Here is a 16,855-nt window from a genome sequence, read left to right on the forward strand (position 1 = left end):
GTCTCGCGGAGAGGGCGACGGAGGAACGACGGGGCGGAGAGGGATCAGCCGCAGGCCGCACGTCAGTCCGCGTCAGCTCCGCGACGGGGCCGCAGGGGTGGAGCGCGCGTCGTTGCTGGTGCGCGGGCCCTCCGGGAGGAGCGCGGCGCGTCCCACGCCCGATCGACGGCGGCGGCCGGGGTCAGCAGGATGTGCGCATGACCCGCCAGGAGAACGGCCGGCGCACCGCCGCGCCCGCCCGCGCGCCACGCACGCGCACGCGTCCGACCGTCGGCTCCGCCTTCGACCCGCGGTCGAACAGCATCAACGCCCTGCGGCTCGGGCTGGCGGTCCTCGTCATCGTGTCGCACTCCTTCCCCCTCGGCGGCTACGGCGACGACCCCGGGTTCGGAGGCTCGACCCTCGGCGCCTGGGCGGTCGGCGGGTTCTTCGCCACCTCCGGCTTCCTGATCACCGCGAGCCGGCTGCGCTCGCGATCGCTGGTCGACTTCCTCTGGCGGCGCTTCCTCCGCATCTATCCCGCCTTCCTCGTCTCGCTCCTGGTCGTGGCCTTCGTCGCCGCACCGCTCGCGTCGCTCCTCCTCGGAGCCGGCGAGTACAGCGCGGCCGGGGCGGTGCGCTTCGTGGTCGCCAATGCGGCCCTCTACATCCGGGAGTACGGCATCGCGGGGATGCTCGGCTCCGTCCCCTACCCGGGCGCGTGGAACGGCTCGCTCTGGAGCCTGTTCTACGAGTTCGTCAGCTACGTCGTGATCGGCCTGCTCGTCTCCCTGGCGCCCGCGCGCTGGGTGCGCCCCCTCGTGGTCGCGGGATTCGCGGGCCTCACCCTCGTCGCGGCGGTGCTCGCGACGGACCTCGTCCCGTTCCCGGCACCCCTCAACCAGACGGTGACGCTCGTCGGGTACTTCCTCGCCGGCGCGCTCGTGCACCTGTACCGCGACCGCCTCCCCCTGACGGGCGCACTCACCGCCGTCGCGGCCGTGCTGCTCGTCCTCGTGATCGCGACCGGCCTCTACCGCGTGCTCGCCGGCCTCCCCCTCGCCTATCTGATGGTCGCGCTCGGCGCCCGGCTCCCCCTGCGTCGAGTGGGCGCGACCCACGACGTCTCCTACGGGATGTACATCTACGCGTTCCCCGTGCAGCAGCTGCTCTCGCTGGCGATCGTCGGAGCCGGAGCCGACGTGCCGCTCTGGGCCTACATCGCGCTCTCGGTCGCAGCGACGGTCCCCCTCGCGTGGGCGAGCTGGCTGCTGGTCGAGCGCCCCGCGATGCGGCTGAAGCGCCTCACCGCCCGGGCTCCCGTCGACGTCGAGGGCCACGTCCTGCGCTGAGAGCCCGGAGCCGCGAGCCCGGAGCCGAGAGCCCGCGGCCGAGAGCCGAGCCGAGAGCACGGAGCCGCGAGCCCGGAGCCGTCCTCGCACATCCGCCCGCCCGCAGCCGTCCACGCCCGGTCGCGCCCCCGGAGCCGCCCGCCCGCAGCCCCCGCCGGTACCCGAGAGCCCCGCGCAGCCGCCGGACTCCGACTCTCCGCGTCAGCCGTCCCAGCCGCCGGGGAGGTCGCGGACCACCCGCCAGCGCGGGTCGAGCTGCGTCGCCGCCCCGCCGTTCCACGCGCGGCTGTGGAACCACGGCGCGATCACGTCGGCGCCGCCGTGCACGTGGTCGCCGAGATGCGCGCCCCAGTACGAGAAGGTCGAGTTCGTCAGCACCAGGCGGCGGGACGCGGCCAGCAGGGCGAGCTGCTGCGGCACCGGCGTCCCCGCCCCCGGGAAGCGCACCTCGAGGCCCTCGAGGACGCGGGCCAGCTTCACCCGGCACCAGTCGAGGTCGTCCGACACGATCAGGACGCTGCGCACGGGCTCCCGCTCGCGGGCCAGGGCGAGCGCCTTGTCGACGTACTCGACCACGTCGAAGGAGTAGCGGCCGCGGAAGGCCGGGACGCTGTAGTAGTCGCCGCGCCGGATGTTCAGGGTGAGGTCCGCCTCCGGTCGCGACGCCGCCACCAGAGCGGTGAAGGAGCCGCCGGGCGGGAGCAGCATCGTCGCGACGAAGTCCGCCAGCTCATCCGTCGTGAACTCCACGCCGAGCTCCTGGTGGACGCTCCCGAGCTCGCGGGGGCTGAAGAACGACATCTCCGCCGGGGGCACCACGAGCTCCTCGAGGACCCGCGGGAAGACCTCCGCCCACTCCGCGGTCCTCCGCGTCGCGCGCACCGCGGTCGGCACCCCGCGGCTCCGGCGGGCGTGGGCCTGCAGCCAGAAGTAGGCGAGGTTCCCGACCCCGAACGACTCGCCGGGCAGCAGCACCGTCGTGCCCCGTCGGCGGAGGGGCGCCAGCAGCGCCGAGCGGACGTCGCCGAGCGTCACCACCGGGGGCCTCCCCCGCTCACGAGAGCTCTCCGAGCGCCACGAGCTGGGCGAAGCCGGGGTGCGCGGCCCGCACCTCCTCGAAGGTGCCGGCCCCCTCGATCCGGCCGCCGTCGAGGAAGAGCAGCCGGTCGGCGCCGCGCACGGTCGAGAGCCGGTGGGCGACCACGAGGACGGTCATGCTGCCGTGCAGCTCGGCGACGGCCCGCGAGATCTCGTGCTCCGTGCGGTTGTCGAGCGCCGAGGTCGCCTCGTCGAGGACGAGGACCGAGGGGCGCCGGTACAGCGCCCGGGCGAGGCCGAGCCGCTGGCGCTGGCCGCCGGAGAGGCGGACGCCGCGCTCGCCCACGCGGGTGTCCAGACCCTGCGGCAGCCCGCCGAGGAACTCCTCGAGCTGCGCCGTCCGCAGCACCTCGCGCACGCGCCCGTGGTCGACCTCGGCCGCCGGCACCCCGAAGGCGACGTTCGCGGCGACGGTCGCGTCCAGGAGGAACACGTCCTGCGGCACCACGCCGAGCCCCGCGTACCAGGCCGCCGGGTCCTCGTCGATCGGCCGCCCGCCGCAGAGGATCCGGCCGCTCGTGGGCGGGAGCAGGCCGAGGACCAGGTCGAGGAGGGTGCTCTTGCCGGCGCCGCTGGATCCGACGAAGGCGGTCGTGGCGTTCCGCTGGATCACCAGCGAGACGTCCCGCACCACGTCCACGTCGGAGTCGGCGTAGCGGTACGTGACGTGCTCGAGCGCGATGTCGCCGGAGTAGCGGCCGCCCGGCCCGGGCGTCTCGTCGTGCGCCCCCTCGGAGGCGAGCTCCTCGGCCGCCTCGGAGACGATCCGCAGCCCCGCCTGCCCGCTGCGCACGATCGCGAACGTGGCCGAGACGCGGTTGAGCGTCGGCAGGGCGCGGAGGGAGGCGGCCGCGAAGACGCCCAGGACGGAGAGCGCCTCGGCGCCGGAGCCGGTGGCGACGAGGATCCCCGAGACGCCCACGACGGCGACGACGAAGCCGATCTCGAGCAGGTACTTCGGCAGCTCCGAGACGAGCGAGAGGGAGCGCAGAGCCTGGGCGCTGCGGCGCTTGGCCCCGCTGAAGCCGGCGACCAGGCTCGCCGCGCTCGACGTGAGGCGCGCCTCGCGGAACCCGTCGAGCGAGGGGAGCAGGAACTGCCACGACTCCAGCGCCGCCTCCGCCATCTCCTCGCCGATCCGGCCCTGCCGCCGCCGCAGGAGGGCCTGGACGCCGCCGAGCAGCACCGCGAAGAAGACGGCCGCGAACAGGGTCGCGACCGGCGAGGCGACCAGCAGGATCGCCACGATCGCGACGAGCACCAGCAGGTCGGAGGCGATGCCGATCACGCCGAGCAGCACGCCGGCCGCCTGCGCGCTGGCGTCGTTGATGGTCCGGTACACCTCGGCGAGGCGCCGGGAGCGGTGGACGGCGTAGGGCGCGAGGACGTACCGCCGCAGCAGCTCCGTCGCAGCGTCGGCCGAGATCCGCGTGGTGCGGCCGAGCAGCCACCACCGGAAGACGATCGTCCCGGCGCTCTTGAGCACGAAGACGACCGCGACGAAGCCGGCGATGATCGGGAGGAGGGTCTGGACGTCCGTCGAGCCGAGGACGCCGGAGAGGACGCCGAGCGCGCCCGTGGTGGTGTCGGTCCCGGTGAGCAGCGCCATGAGCGGCACCATCGCGGCGACGCCCAGGGTGTCGAGGACCGCGAGCGCGAGGGAGCCCGCGACGGCGGCGGTGATCCACCCCGGAGAGGCGGCGCCGGCCAGCGAGAGGAGGGTGCGCAGCCCCGGTCGCAGGGACCCGCCGCTCACGCCGCCACCCCCTCGTACACGGCGGCGATCCCGCCGCACATGGCGGAGACGTCCCGCACGGCACGAGGAGCCGCGGCCCTCGACGCCTGCCGCTCCAGCGCCGCGGCCACCGCCTCCGGGTCGTCGGCGTCGACCAGCGAGTCCCGCTCGACGATCTCGGGGTTCCCGCCCACCGCGGAGGCGACCACGCCGATCCCGCGGGCGGCCGCATCGAGCAGCGTGTAGGAGCAGTTCTCCCAGACCGAGAGCTGGGCGACGACGTCCGCCGCGGCGAGCGCCGCCTCCGGATCGGCGAAGCCGGGGAAGGACACCGCGTCGCCGAGGCCGAGCCGCTCGGCCCGGGCGCGCAGGGCGCCGTCGAGCGGTCCCTCGCCCGCGACGGTCAGCGTGGCGCCGGGGACGCGCCGGTGCAGCACCGCGAAGGCCTCGAGCAGCGCGTCCAGGCGCTTCTCCGGCGCCAGGCGCGCGAGCGAGAGGACCCGGAGGGAGCCCGGCTCCCCCGGCTCGCGGTCGCGGGGCGCGGCGTCGACTCCGTTCAGCACGACCTGCACCGGCAGGCTCGGCCGCCACTTCTCGATCATGGTGCGGCGGGTGGCCTCCGAGACGGCGATCGCGCCGTGGAACGACCGCAGCCGCGCGTGGTGCGCCGCCGCGGTCGTCCGCGCCCGCAGTGCGGTGCGGTGGTAGACGTCGGGCCCGGCGATGCCGTGCTCCGTCGTGACGCGGCGGACCCCGCGGGGCAGCGAGGTCGCCGCGGTCACGAGGTCGGCGTGGGCGAGGTGGGAGTGGACGACCGCCGGGCGGAGAGCCGCCGCGGTCGCGCGCAGGGTCGCCACGGAGGCGGCGGCGCCGGCGGACGCTCCGAAGCGCCCGGTCGTCACGGCCGAGCCCTGCTCCCGCAGCCGCTCGGCGAGTGCTCCCTCCGGGCAGAGCACGACGAGGCGGTGGCCGGGGATCCCGTGCCGGGCGGCGTCGAGGACGTGGCGGGCCACCCCGCCGAACTCGCCGACCGGCACCGCCCAGAGCGCGAGCGGGGTCACAGCCACTCCTCCAGCCGCTCGAGCGCGGTCCAGAAGCCCTCGCCGCTGTTCACGTGCCCCTGCCAGATCTCGGGGATGAACGGCACCCCGGGCGCCAGCTCGTCGAGCGACGCCGCGAAGTCCGGCCAGTCGATCTCGCCCTCGCCGATCTGCACCCCCTCGCCGTCGACACCCGTCGCGTCGACGAGGTGCAGGTGCGCGCTGAGCGGAGCGAGCAGCGTCACCGCCTCCGAGAAGGCGAGCCCGAGGTGGTTCGCTGCGAGCTTGGTGTGCGAGGCGTCGAGGCAGAGCGGCGTGCCGGTCGCGGCCGCGAACTCGGCGGTGTCGCGCGGGTCCACGAAGAGGTTGTGGAACTGCTGCCCGCCCATGAGCCACGGGTAGGGCGGGAGGGTCTGCGCCAGCACGCGGACGCCGCTCGCGTCGATCCGCTCGAGGGCGTCGGCGACGCGCTCGTAGAGGGGAGCGCGCTGATCCGGAGCCACGTGCGCGTGCCGGGTGAAGCCGCCCATCGTGACGACCATCATCGGGTCCTCCTCCTGGCGGAACCAGCGCGCGAGGCTCCGGGTGGTCTCGACGGTGCGCTGCACCTCCGCGATCGAGCGCTCCCACACGTCGTCGTCGAAGGAGGCGAGGTCGACGAGGAAGTCGCCCGCGAACAGGTCCGGCAGGTGGGTGGTGAAGCCGGAGTCGAGGCGGCGGGTGAACACGTCGTCCGGCTCGATCTCCAGGTCGCGGTACGAGAAGTGGAACTCGAGGAAGTCGGCGTTCGACTCCGCGGCGAGCGCCGCGTGGTCGTGGTACCGCACCGGCAGGCCCCAGGGGCGGCGGAACCGGAACGGCCGGCCGGACGGCGTGCTCTCGCGCAGGTCGCCGGCGAAGAAGAACCCGCCCTCCTCGACGTCGCGGTGGAGGGCGCGGCCGAGCAGCTGCGGCAGCTCGTTGGGCTGGAGGCCCCGGCCGGGGCTGCGGACGACGACGTCGGCGGCGCGCACCACGTCCCCGATCGAGAGGTCGCGGGAGGCGACCAGCGACTTCGCGAGCGAGACGCGGTTCATCGACTCCCCCGTCGAGACCGATCGGGCGTCGCGCGTGCCGAGCGAGTCCTCGATGTCGCGGATCTCGCCGACCATGCGGCGGAACTCGTCCGGGAGCAGGGACACCGTGTGGTCGTTGCCCTCCATCCCCCGGTCGACCGTGAAGTGCTTCTCGACGATGCGGGCCCCGCGGGCGACCGCGGCGACGGGGACGTGCCAGCCCCGCTCGTGGCCGGAGTAGCCGACGACGCCGCCGCCGATCTCGGCGAGCCGGTCGAGGTAGGCGAGGTTGAGGTCGCGGTAGGGCGCCGGGTACGTCGACTGGGTGTGCAGCAGGGCGAAGGAGGTGCCGAGCGAGCGCAGCAGCGCGACCGACTCGAGGATCTCGGACTCGCGGGACATCCCGGTGCTGAGCAGCAGGGGCAGTCCCCGGGTGCCGGCGTCCTCGATCAGCCCGTGGTTGGTGAGGTCCGCCGAGGCGATCTTGAGGCCCGGGATCCCGTAGTCGACGAGGGCCTGCACGCTCGGGGCGTCCCACGGGGTGCAGAGGACGTCGATCCCGGCGTCGGCCGCGTGGTCGAAGACCCGGAGGAGCGGCTCGGCGGGCAGCGAGAAGCGGCGCAGGAGGTCGATCGTGTACTGGGCGCCGAGGTCCTCCCCCGCGGTGGCCCCGCCGGCGCGCCGGTAGAGGGAGTCGAGGTCGCGCAGCTGGAACTTCACCGCGTCGGCGCCCGCCTCGACCGCGAGGTCGACCAGCCGCCGCGCCAGATCGACCGAGCCGTTGTGGTTGTTGCCGATCTCCGCGATCAGGAAGGCCGGGTGGCCGTCGCCCACCTCGTGGCGGCCGATCCGCAGCGCCCGGTCGCCCTCGACCGCGATCGCGACGAGGTGCCCGCGGTCGTCGACGAGCGGGAGGTGGCTGATCCCGTCGCGGCCGAGCCGGGCGGCGATCGCGGTGGCCGGCTCGTCGGCTCCCGCCGTGCGGACGGCGGTGTTCGCGACGGCGAGGGCCGGGACGTCGAGGGAGGCCGTCGGGTTCGCGATGATCCAGCGGCGGAAGTCGCCGTCGGACACCGACCCGCGGAGGATCCCGTGCCCGTCGACGCAGAAGACGATCCGCTGCTTGTTCGCGTTGATCTTGGCCAGCGCGGTGAGCACCGGGTCCTCGGCGAAGACGATGAACGGGGCGAGGTGGCGGTCGATGATCATGCGCCGCCTCCCGCCGCGAGGCCGAGGAGGGTCTGCTCGACCACCGCGAGGTCCGCCTCGGTGTCGATGTCCCCGCCCTCCGCCTCGTCCATGACGAACAGGCCGACCCGGCCGCCGATCCGGTTGCGCTCGCGCTCGTAGACCTCGGTGCGGGTGAGGTAGAGGGACCCGGTCTCCCGGTAGAAGAAGTCGGCCTCGGCGAGGTCCTGGCGCCGCGGCCGGGCCGTGACGTCGTACTGCGGCACGGAGGCGCCCTCCTGCAGCCGCCAGAGGAACGGCGTCTGCGGGACGACGCCCACCAGCGAGTCGACCCCCGTCGAGGCGAACTGCTCGAGCGCGCGGGCGAGGGTGCCCGGGAGCCGGATCGGCGAGGTCGCCTGGAGGAGCATCACCGCGTCCGGGCGGCGGCCCAGCGCGGCCCGGTGCTCGATCGCGTGGAGCACGACGGGCTCGGTCGCCGTCTCGTCGCGCGCCAGCTCGGCGGGCCGGAGGAACGGCACGTCCGCTCCCGCCCCCTCCGCGATCGCGGCCAGCTCGGGGTCGTCGGTCGACACGAGCACGTCGAGACCGGCGGCGAGCGCCTGCTCGATGCTCCAGACCACCAGCGGGCGGCCCGCGACGGGGCGGGCGTTCTTGCGCGGGACGCCCTTCGAGCCCCCGCGCACGGGGATGACGCAGAGAACGGTCACGGGGTGCCTCCTTCGGCGATGGCGAGTGCCCGGCGGGCGACGGCGACGGCCGGCTCGACGGACGGGACGGGCGGAGCCGCGGTCGGCGTCTGCCCGCCCCAGCGCGCGAGCCGGTACCGGCTCCAGAACTCGAGCACCCAGGCGGGCGGGTCCTCGCAGACGACCCACGCGGGGATCCCGGCGGCCGCGGCCTCGAGGACCCCGGTCGAGAAGATCGAGGCGACCGGCCGGGCCTGCGCGGCGAGGTCGCCGCCGCGGAGCACCCGGATGCCGCGGCGCTCCCACCGCGCGTGCTGCCAGCGCGAGCGGCGGTCGACCTCGGCGGGGTGGGGGCGGTAGTCGGCGCCCGCCTCGCGGCAGAAGCGGGAGGCGGTGGCCGCGGCCGTCCGCCGGGGCAGCTCCGCGCCGTGCAGCTGGCCGAGGAACAGGGGCCGCTCCTCGAGCCGCTCGGGGCGCGGGCGGCGCGACGCGGTCCAGAGCAGCTGGCTGCCGACGACCTCGGTCTCCACGTCGCTGCGGCCGGAGGTCCAGAAGGCCGCGTCCTCCTCCGAGAACGCCAGCAGCGTCGCTCCGGGCGGGAGCGGCGGGGCGGAGGGGGTGAGCAGGCCGTGCTGCACGACCAGGAAGCGGGCGCCGAGGATTCCGGACCAGCGGTGGGCGGCCGCTCCCGCCGCGAGGAAGTGGCCGGTGGCGATCACGGCGCGGAGGCCCCGCAGCTCGGCGGGCGGGTCCGCCTCCGGGTCGACCGGGTGCGCACTCCAGCGGCCCGGCAGCAGCCCGGACAGCGCGTCGCCGGCTCCGGAGGGAGCGAGGACCGCCGCCGGAGCCCCGCCGAGAGGAGCGAGCGAGGCCGCGGTCGAGGCGAGGGCGCTCGCCGTCGACGCCTCCACCGCGAGCAGGACCGCGGGCCGGTCGCCGCGCACGTGCAGCACCAGGCGGGTCGGCTCGGAGCCCCGCAGCGCCGCCCGGGCGGTGCGCAGCGGGTCGCGGCCGCGCTGCCAGCGGCGCCAGGCCTCCAGGTCGGTCGGGTGCGTCAGCGCCACAGGGCCCTCACCTCCCGCATCCGGTGCACGAAGGTGTGCTCGGCGCCGGTGCGGCGCGCGCCCGCCTCGCGGATGCGCCGCGCCCACGAGGGGTCCGCGCCCGCCCGCCGCACGTGCTCGACGAGCTGGTCGCGCTCCTCGAAGACGAGCACCTCGCTGCCCACCTCGTAGAACTCCGCCACCTCGGGCCGGTCGATCAGGGTCAGCGCCCCGACGCCCGGCGCCTCGAAGGCGCGCATCGAGAGCCCGCCGTGGCCCGCGCCGTGCAGCGCCAGGGTCGCGGTCGAGCCGGCCATCACTCCGTAGTAGCCCGCCCGCGGGACGTCGCGGCGGGCGGGGACGCCGGCCGAGCGCCAGCGGCCGGTGCGCGCCACGTCCCAGGGATGGCGCGACCACTGCCGCCCGTACGCCTCGACCGCGACCCCGCCGGCCGCGAGCTCCCGCAGCACGCGCTCGCGCTCGGGGTAGCGGGCGCCGACGAAGGTCACCGCGGAGGAGGGGCGGGGGCGGAAGGAGAGGAGGGAGTCGAAGGCGTCGGGCAGGTGCCCGGCCGGAACCCCCGCGCGGACGAGCTCGGCGACGTCGGCGACGGAGTAGCTGACGATCGACACCGCCTCCCCGGCGAGGGAGCGCAGACGGTCGACGGGGTGCCCCATGTTGCGGAGCTCGTCGTAGAGCCAGAGCACCACGGGGACGCCGGCGCGGCCGATCTCCTCCCACCAGGCGTCGCCGAGGGAGTCGCCCTTCACCACGAGGACGGCCCGGGGCCGGACGGCCCGCAGCGCCGCGATCGCGCGGTCGGTCTCGGCGCGCATCGACGAGCGCCGGAGCCGGCCCCCGGGGAGCCGGTGGCCGAGTGCGTCGCGCACGTGGCCCAGCCCGGTCGCGGCGTCGTAGCGGTGGACGACCACGTCGTCGCCCAGGTGGGCCAGCGCCGATTCGAGCGCCTCCCAGTAGCCGTGGAAGACCGGGCTCACCACGAGCACGGGCCCGCTCACCGGGACGCCGCCTCGGCGGCGGCGACGAGCCGGAGCTCGCGCCGGAGGACGGCCAGCGGGCGCACGTCGCTGCCGGCGGCGGCACGCACCGCGTTGGCGGCGAGGTTCACGGCGGAGGCGGCGCGCAGGGCCGCGGCGAGGGCGGCGGGGCGCCCGCCCCACTTGCGGGCGTAGCGCAGGCGCGAGGCGACCAGCCAGATCAGCCGGCGCGCGGGGTCGGAGGAGCCGCCTCCCGTGTGCTCGGCGACGACGGAGCCGGCGAAGACCGAGGGCACGCCGCGCTCGCGCAGCCGGCGCTGGAGGTCGACCTCCTCGCAGTTCATGTGGAAGGACTCGTCGAACCCGCCGACCGCGCGGAACTCGGCCACCGGCAGCAGCATCACGGCGCCCACCACCCAGTCCACCGGCACCGTCGCGCCCGGGGCGCACCGGGTGTCGTGGCCGACGGCGGCGTGCAGCCGCGGGCGCCAGCGCGCGAGCGGAGTGAGCCACTCCACGACGTAGTGGCGCAGCCGCGGGAACCGCCGGCCGACCCACTGCCGCTCCCCGCCCGCGTCGACGAGGTCCGGAGCGACGACCGCGGGCAGCCACGGCCGTCCCGCCTCGAGCAGGTCGCACAGGAAGGAGGGCCCGACGACGAGGTCGCTGTTGAGCACCAGGAGCAGCGGGTGGCGCGCCCGGGCGGCGCCCGTGTTCACCGCGGCGCCGAAGCCGCCGTTCCGCTCGCGCCGCACGACCTCCACTCCGTCGGTCCCGGTCGGGAACGGGATCGGGGAGGCGTCGTCGACGACGACGATCTCGAGGGCGGGGGGCGACTCCTGGCTGCGGAGCCGCTCGACGAGGGCGAGCGCGGGCGCGGGGTCGCCGTAGTGCGGGATCACGACGCTCACCCCCTCGGCGGTCACCTCGCGACCGTCTCGGCGGCGCGGTCCCGGCGGAGCGAGCGGCGGGTGCTCCGGACGGTGGCGGCCGGGGGCTCCGCGCCGACGGGCAGAGCGCCGAGAGCGGGGAGGATCACCCGGAGCAGGGCGTCGATGTCCTCGACGGCCGCCGCGGCGACGTCCGGTCCGCGCCCGAACGGGTCGGCGAAGTCGTCCTCGGCGCCGTAGGGGGCGGTGTCATCGGCGAGCAGCCGCAGGAGCGGGACGCCGGGGGCGGCTCCCGCCAGCCGCGCCGCCCGGCGGACCGTGGTGGTGCGGCGCGCGGCGGCCGGGAAGTGGCGGGTGACCCACTCCCGCTGGCCCGCCTCGAACACGAGCACCGGGTCGGTGCCGGCGAGCATCCGGCCGTCGGCCTGGCGCGCGCGGTGCCCGGCCGTGGAGAGTCCGCGGGCCCGCAGCGCATCGCTGAGCTCGGGGTCGAGCCCGCGGCCGGCCTCCGCGTGCGTTCCCGCGCTCTCGACCCGCCAGTCGGAGCCGGCGCCGAGCAGGCGCGCCGCGATCAGCTCGGCCGAGGGCGACCGGGCCACGTTCGCATGGCAGAGCAGGAGCAGGCGCCCGCTCATCGAGCCGCCCGGCGGGACGTCTGCGGAGGCAGGGCCCGCGACTCCACCGGGGCGAGCTCGGACCGGCGCGGTGCCGCCGCCTCGCGCTTGCGCCCCGTCGCCGGCTGCGGCTCGGCGTAGTACGAGTTCTTGCGGTCGTAGTAGTAGTACCCGGTGTCGCCGTCGCGGGCGGTGACCATGTTGAGCACGGTGCCGAGCACGCGGGCGCGGACCTGCTGGACGATCCGCCGGGCGGCGACCACCTCGGGCCGGCGCGTCTGGTTCGAGGCGACGACGAAGACGACGCCGTCGACGACGGTCGCGACGATGGAGGCGTCGGTGACGGGCAGCACGGGCGGCGCGTCGATGATGACGAAGTAGTCCTTCGAGAGGCGCGCGACCAGGGCGCGCATCGCCTCGGAGCCGAGCATCTCGGACGGGTTCGGCGGGATGTGCCCGGCCGGGAGGGCGTAGAGGCCCGCGGTGCCGGTGGGGCGGATCGCGTCGTCCACAGGGATCTGGTGGCTGAGGACCTCGCTGAGGCCGATGGCGCCGTCGATGTCCAGCATCCGCGCCACGGAGGGCCGGCGGAGGTCCGCGTCGACCAGGAGGGTGCGCTGCCCGGACTCCGCGGTGACGCGGGCCAGTCCGGCGGCGATCGTGGACTTGCCCTCGGCCTGGTTGGCGCTGGTGATCACGACGCTGCGCGTCTCCTCGTCGACGCTGGAGAAGCGCAGGCCCGTCCGGAGCGAGCGGAACGCCTCCGCGGTGAGCGCGTCGGTGCCGCGGCGGCCGCCGGTCCGGCCCGGGCGTCCGGCCTTGGGGATGCGCCCGAGGACGCCGACGCCGAAGAGCTCGGTGAGGTCGTCGACGGTCCGCACGCGGATGTCGAGGGCCCGGCGGAGGAAGGCGAGACCGAAGCCGAGCACCAGGCCGCCCAGGGCGCCGAGCAGGATGTTCCGCACCCAGTCGGGGCTCGTCGGGGCGGCGGGCGGCTCCGCGTTCTCGAGCGGGACGACGGTGATCTGCGGTGTGCGGTCGGCGGTGGACTGCGTCTCGATGTCGGTGATGACGGCCGCCAGCGCCGCGAGCGCCCCGTTGGCCAGGGCTGCGGCGTTCTGCGCGGTCCCGGCCGCGGCGGTGACCTCGATCAGGGTGCTGCCCGGAGCGACCCTCGCGGTGAGGCGGCCGCTCAGGGCCTCTCCGCCGGGGTTCGCCTCCGGGTCGGCCTCGATCCGCTCGGAGACGGCGCTGCTCGAGATCAGCGGCAGGTAGGCGTTCGCCCGGGTCACCGCGGTCTGCGACCCGCTGATCGCATCGGCCGAGCTGCCGTCGCTCGCGGCGATCACGAATCCGGCCGAGCTCGACTCGTAGACCTTCGGAGTGAGGAACGAGAAGGCGGCCATCGCCAGAGCTCCGACGAGCACGGTGCCCACGAGGGTCCGCCAGTTCCGCCGGATGAATGCGATGAGATCGACGACAGTCACTGCGCACCTTTCTGCGTGCCGCGCATGCGCCGCACGACGATGCTGAGGTGTCGGTCACGCTAGCAATGCGGAGCGCCTTTCCCTAGGCGGTCCCCGACCCCTCGGGAGGCCCTTTCTGCGAGGATGACGACATGTCCGCGCCAGGGGGAGAGATCGTCGTCGAGAGGCGTTCCCCGCTCGTTCACGAGGCCTTTCCGATAGCACATTCCGCTCGGATACTCGATGCCGTCCTGATGGGCCTCCTGGTCTACCGGCTCCCCACCCCCTTCCTCCCGGGGAGCGTCCCGCTGGCCCAGACGGCGCTGGCCGCCCTGGTCCTCGTCAGCCTCTTCCGGCGGCCCACCCGCCGTCTCGGACGGGCCGCCTGGTACCCGTGGCTGTGCCTCGCCCTGCTCGCCTTCGTCCTCGCCGGCTCGTCCTTCGACGGCCTCGACGCCCTGCGCCGGGCGGCGAACATCGCGCTCGTCATGCTCGCCGCGGGCTTCCTCGCGAGCGGGCGGATCGACGTGGTCTCGGGGCTCAAAGGACTCGCCGCGGCGCTGTCGCTGAACGCCGTGCTGTTCGTCGCGGGACTCGCCCCGGACAGCTACCAGGGCGCCCTGACCGGCTACCTGCAGGACAAGAACGTGGCCGGTCTCGTCTACGGAGCGGCGGCGCTGCTGGTCTCGGCGCTCAGCTCGCGGCTGTGGCTGCGGGTCGGCGTGCTCGCGCTCGGGGCCGCCGCGGTCGTCGCCACCGACTCCCGCACGTCGATGGCGGCCTACGCCTGCGCGCTCGTGTGGCTCGTCGCGGCGCCGTACCTGCGCCTGCTCTTCCGCGCGCTCCTCGGCGGCGGCCTCGTCCTGCTGTTCCTCTGGGCCGAGCGGAACCTGGCGACGGCCGGCGGCTACGGGGTGGAGCGGGCCGGCTCCGACGCCCTGCGCGCCCGCATCCTCGACGCCTCGGTCGACAAGGTGGCGCTCTCGCCGTGGACCGGCTCCGGGCTCGGCGAGGCGACCGCGCGGGTCGACGGGATCGACTGGTTCTTCCACAACTCCTACCTGGCGCTGATGGCCGAGGGCGGCGTCGTGCTGCTCGTCGGCGTCGTCGGCACCGTGCTCGTGGCCGGCTTCGCGACCACGGCCGCCGGGGCCGGGAGCCGCCCGGGGCACGCGGTCGGCGCGGCGAGCATCCTGGTGCTGCTGTGCGCGACGCAGCTCGGCGAGGTGTTCTTCGCCCCGATCTCGTTCGTCGTCGTCGGCGCGGGTCTCGCTCTGCTCGCGGAGCAGTCCGCCCGCGTCCGCGCTCTGCCGCCGGAGTAGCGCCTCCCGCGTCCACCCGATCCGGCGCGTATCCGCGGATCCGGGGCGCGCAGGTCCCGGTCGGCGGGCGCTTCCCGGTGGGGCGGAGCTCGCCTGGTGCGGCCCCGGCCGACCGCCGCTCAGGCGCGGCCGCGCTCGCGGACCGCGTCGCGGAGTACCGCGCGGACGCCCGCCCACATGTGCCGCGCGTTCAGCTCGGCCAGCACCCGCTCCCGGCCCGCGCTGGCGACCTCGGCCCTCTTCCCGTCGTCGCTCAGCACCGCCTCCAGCACCGCCGCGATCCCCGCCGGGTCGTGCAGGGGCAGCGCGAAGGACGTCTCGCCGTCGCGGACGTAGCCGGTCATCGCGGCGCTCGCGGTGACCGCCGTGCAGGTCCCGCAGCCGGAGGCCTCCAGCAGGACGCTCTGGCCCGTCGGGTAGGCGAGGTCGTGGCTGGTGACGACGACGAGCTCGGCGTCGCGCAGGTTGTCGCGGTGCCGATCGACCGGGACGGGATCGTGCAGGACGACGTTGGCCGGCAGCGCCCGGGACGGCCGCCGCGCAGGAGTGGTCACGATGTCGAACCGCCGGTGCGGCAGGCGCTCGGCGGCGGCGACCAGCGAGTCGAAGTCGCGCCCGCGGTCGACCCCGACGGCGAGCACCTCGAACCGCTTCGGACGCGGAGGAACGGGCCGGTAGTAGTCGGAGTCGACCCCGAAGAGGACCGGTGCGATCCGCCGCTCGTCGACGCCGTGCCGGGCGAAGACCTCGCGCTGGTTCTCGCTGAGCACGACGAGCCGGTCCACGCCCTGGAGCAGCCGGACCACCTGTCGGCGCCGCTCCGGCGAGCCGGTGAGCAGCTCCTCCGCCCACCAGCAGGAGAGGACCACGAGCGGCGTGCGGCCGTACGGCCCGAGCCGCGCGCGCCGGAGCAGGGCGGGGAGGCCCGCCTCCGGCTCGAGCACGCAGAGCACCGCGTCGGCCGAGCGGACCGCCCGGAGCGCGCGCAGCTGCGTGTCCACGTTCAGCCCCGTGCGGTGCTCCACGACGTCGCGGAGCTTCACGTGCGCGGGCCGAGACGCGTGACCGGGGACGAGGAGCCGCGTCGAGTCGTCCCGGAGGAGGTCGGCCCGGTACGGCAGCCTCCCGCGGGCGAAGGGCTCGCCCGGAGCCAGGCGCAGTGTCGAGTGCTTGAGGAACAGTCCGAGCACTCTGAGGACTTCCGGTTCGCGGGTCATCGTCGTCCTTTCCCGAGGGAGGAGGAGAGGCTCCCCGCGGCATTCCCCGGAAAGCGGATCGGTCTCCTGGCGGGAGGATCAGGAATCATCGGAGAGGGCCATCCGCGCCAGAAGTCCGTCGATAGCCGACTTCCCGGAGGACGGGGAGTAGGAATCGTTCCAGCGGGCACGATCCCTCTCCCGCGACTCCGATAGTCCTCTCTTCTTCCGGGCTCTGATCAGCTCGGCCAGAGCCCGCGGATCCCCGGCTCGGAACGTGGCGTCGATCGACGGGCCGACGACCTCGGGGAGCGCACCGCTATCGCTCACCACCACGGGGACGCCGGCCGACATCGCCTCCGTCACGACCAGGCCGAACGACTCCGGCTGCACCGACGGCACCACCAGGAGGTCGATCCGCGAGAAGAGGTCGCCGGGCTCGATCCACCCCGGCCGGTCCACCAGAGCGGCGACCGGAGCGAGGGCCGCCTCCACCTCGCGACGCTCCCGCTCCGCCACGAACCGGGGCTCGCCCGCCAGCACCAGGCGATACGCGCCCGGTTCCCCGGCCTCCAGCAGCGCCAGCGCCTCGGTGAGGACCCGCACCCCCTTCGCGAGCGAGGGACGCCCGAGGAAGCCGAGGACGGTCGTCCCGTCCTCCCGCGGCCGCGCCTCCGGCAGGTCGACGCGGCGGCTCCAGTTCGGCAGCACGGTCGACCCGGGGACGACCCCCGCCAGGTAGCGGGAGGGGACGAGGGTCGCCAGCGCGCCGCGGCGAGCCACGGGCGCGAGCAGCCGCTGCAGGCCGGACGGGCGCTGGTGCAGATGCACGATCCGCCGCGGACGCCCTGCGGTCGCGACGGCCGGCACCAGCCCGTTGCACCACAGCACGCCCTCGCGGGAGGAGGCGTCCCAGCGCCGCAGCGCGCGCATCCAGGCGGGTCTGCCCGTGGCCTCGAGCTCGACGACCCGGTGGCCGGCGGCGAGGGCGGCGACGACGAGCGCACGCGGCTCCGAGGGGCCGACGACCACGACCGGGACCTCGAGCGCCTCGAGCGCCTCCGCGATGCTCAGCAGCATCACCTCGCCGCCGCCGATGTCGCCGTTGTTGGTCGCGAGCGCCACCGGAGGCCGCCCGGCGCCGCCCGCTCCCCCGTGGATCATCCGCCGCCCCGCCCGCCTCCGTGCGG

Annotated in this window: 14 protein-coding genes; 2 read left to right on the top strand and 12 right to left on the bottom strand. The window is 75.4% G+C overall.

Annotated features, from left to right (window positions below):
* Positions 1-197: 197 nt before the first annotated feature.
* Positions 198-1,331: an acyltransferase gene (locus C5D09_RS13625; protein ID WP_104269524.1), complete on the top strand. Its 1,134-nt coding sequence runs from the start codon at positions 198-200 to the stop codon at positions 1,329-1,331.
* Positions 1,332-1,532: 201 nt separating this feature from the next.
* On the opposite strand, the gene C5D09_RS13630 is transcribed toward C5D09_RS13625, so the two are convergent.
* The 10 genes from C5D09_RS13630 to C5D09_RS13675 are packed head-to-tail and all read right to left on the bottom strand — an operon-like array spanning position 1,533 to position 13,168.
* On the bottom strand, positions 1,533-2,366 hold the full coding sequence (locus tag C5D09_RS13630) for an alpha-1,2-fucosyltransferase (protein WP_146085639.1): 834 nt from the start codon (positions 2,364-2,366) through the stop codon (positions 1,533-1,535).
* A gap of 19 nt (positions 2,367-2,385) precedes the next feature.
* Positions 2,386-4,185 carry an ABC transporter ATP-binding protein gene (locus C5D09_RS13635; RefSeq protein ID WP_104269526.1) on the bottom strand — a complete coding sequence of 600 codons (1,800 nt, stop codon included), beginning with the start codon at positions 4,183-4,185 and terminating at the stop codon, positions 2,386-2,388.
* Positions 4,182-5,225 (bottom strand): glycosyltransferase family 4 protein, encoded by a 1,044-nt coding sequence (locus tag C5D09_RS13640; protein WP_104269527.1) that lies wholly within the window; start codon positions 5,223-5,225, stop codon positions 4,182-4,184. Before C5D09_RS13640 ends, C5D09_RS13635 begins: the two co-directional genes overlap by 4 nt.
* The gene (locus C5D09_RS13645; RefSeq protein WP_104269528.1) at positions 5,222-7,468 is read right to left on the bottom strand and encodes an N-acetylneuraminate synthase family protein; all 2,247 of its coding nucleotides are present in this window, start codon (positions 7,466-7,468) and stop codon (positions 5,222-5,224) included. Before C5D09_RS13645 ends, C5D09_RS13640 begins: the two co-directional genes overlap by 4 nt.
* Positions 7,465-8,157 carry a cytidylyltransferase domain-containing protein gene (locus tag C5D09_RS13650; RefSeq protein WP_104269529.1) on the bottom strand — a complete coding sequence of 231 codons (693 nt, stop codon included), beginning with the start codon at positions 8,155-8,157 and terminating at the stop codon, positions 7,465-7,467. Before C5D09_RS13650 ends, C5D09_RS13645 begins: the two co-directional genes overlap by 4 nt.
* On the bottom strand, positions 8,154-9,200 hold the full coding sequence (locus C5D09_RS13655) for a hypothetical protein (RefSeq protein WP_104269530.1): 1,047 nt from the start codon (positions 9,198-9,200) through the stop codon (positions 8,154-8,156). The genes C5D09_RS13650 and C5D09_RS13655 overlap by 4 nt, the downstream gene beginning before the upstream one ends.
* A complete protein-coding gene (locus tag C5D09_RS13660; protein WP_104263340.1) occupies positions 9,191-10,198 on the bottom strand; it encodes a glycosyltransferase in 1,008 nt (335 codons plus the stop codon). The genes C5D09_RS13655 and C5D09_RS13660 overlap by 10 nt, the downstream gene beginning before the upstream one ends.
* Entirely contained in the window at positions 10,195-11,103 is a 909-nt protein-coding gene (locus C5D09_RS13665; RefSeq protein ID WP_104269531.1) for a glycosyltransferase family 2 protein, read from the bottom strand. Before C5D09_RS13665 ends, C5D09_RS13660 begins: the two co-directional genes overlap by 4 nt.
* Positions 11,100-11,702 carry a hypothetical protein gene (locus tag C5D09_RS13670; protein WP_104227202.1) on the bottom strand — a complete coding sequence of 201 codons (603 nt, stop codon included), beginning with the start codon at positions 11,700-11,702 and terminating at the stop codon, positions 11,100-11,102. Before C5D09_RS13670 ends, C5D09_RS13665 begins: the two co-directional genes overlap by 4 nt.
* On the bottom strand, positions 11,699-13,168 hold the full coding sequence (locus tag C5D09_RS13675) for a polysaccharide biosynthesis tyrosine autokinase (RefSeq protein WP_104269532.1): 1,470 nt from the start codon (positions 13,166-13,168) through the stop codon (positions 11,699-11,701). Before C5D09_RS13675 ends, C5D09_RS13670 begins: the two co-directional genes overlap by 4 nt.
* A 233-nt stretch (positions 13,169-13,401) precedes the next feature.
* On the opposite strand from C5D09_RS13675, the gene C5D09_RS13680 reads away from it, so the two are divergent.
* On the top strand, positions 13,402-14,469 hold the full coding sequence (locus C5D09_RS13680; RefSeq protein ID WP_104247946.1) for an O-antigen ligase family protein: 1,068 nt from the start codon (positions 13,402-13,404) through the stop codon (positions 14,467-14,469).
* A 119-nt stretch (positions 14,470-14,588) separates the two neighbouring features.
* On the opposite strand, the gene C5D09_RS13685 is transcribed toward C5D09_RS13680, so the two are convergent.
* Positions 14,589-15,686, bottom strand: a complete 1,098-nt coding sequence (locus C5D09_RS13685) for a glycosyltransferase family 4 protein (protein WP_104247945.1) — start codon at positions 15,684-15,686, stop codon at positions 14,589-14,591.
* A gap of 78 nt (positions 15,687-15,764) precedes the next feature.
* Positions 15,765-16,829, bottom strand: coding sequence for a glycosyltransferase family 4 protein (locus C5D09_RS13690; protein WP_104247944.1), 1,065 nt, complete (start codon positions 16,827-16,829; stop codon positions 15,765-15,767).
* Positions 16,830-16,855: the final 26 nt, after the last annotated feature.

This window comes from Rathayibacter sp. AY1C9, from assembly GCF_002932315.1.
GTDB lineage: Bacteria > Actinomycetota > Actinomycetes > Actinomycetales > Microbacteriaceae > Rathayibacter.

What these genes read in the sequence shown, in the direction of transcription:
- C5D09_RS13690 (WP_104247944.1), bottom strand. Translation starts at nt 16,829, where the DNA reads ATGATCCACGGGGGAGCGGGCGGCGCCGGGCGGCCTCCGGTGGCGCTC.
- C5D09_RS13625 (WP_104269524.1), top strand. Translation starts at nt 198, where the DNA reads ATGACCCGCCAGGAGAACGGCCGGCGCACCGCCGCGCCCGCCCGCGCG.
- C5D09_RS13680 (WP_104247946.1), top strand. Translation starts at nt 13,402, where the DNA reads ATGGGCCTCCTGGTCTACCGGCTCCCCACCCCCTTCCTCCCGGGGAGC.
- C5D09_RS13670 (WP_104227202.1), bottom strand. Translation starts at nt 11,702, where the DNA reads ATGAGCGGGCGCCTGCTCCTGCTCTGCCATGCGAACGTGGCCCGGTCG.
- C5D09_RS13685 (WP_104247945.1), bottom strand. Translation starts at nt 15,686, where the DNA reads ATGACCCGCGAACCGGAAGTCCTCAGAGTGCTCGGACTGTTCCTCAAG.
- C5D09_RS13645 (WP_104269528.1), bottom strand. Translation starts at nt 7,468, where the DNA reads ATGATCATCGACCGCCACCTCGCCCCGTTCATCGTCTTCGCCGAGGAC.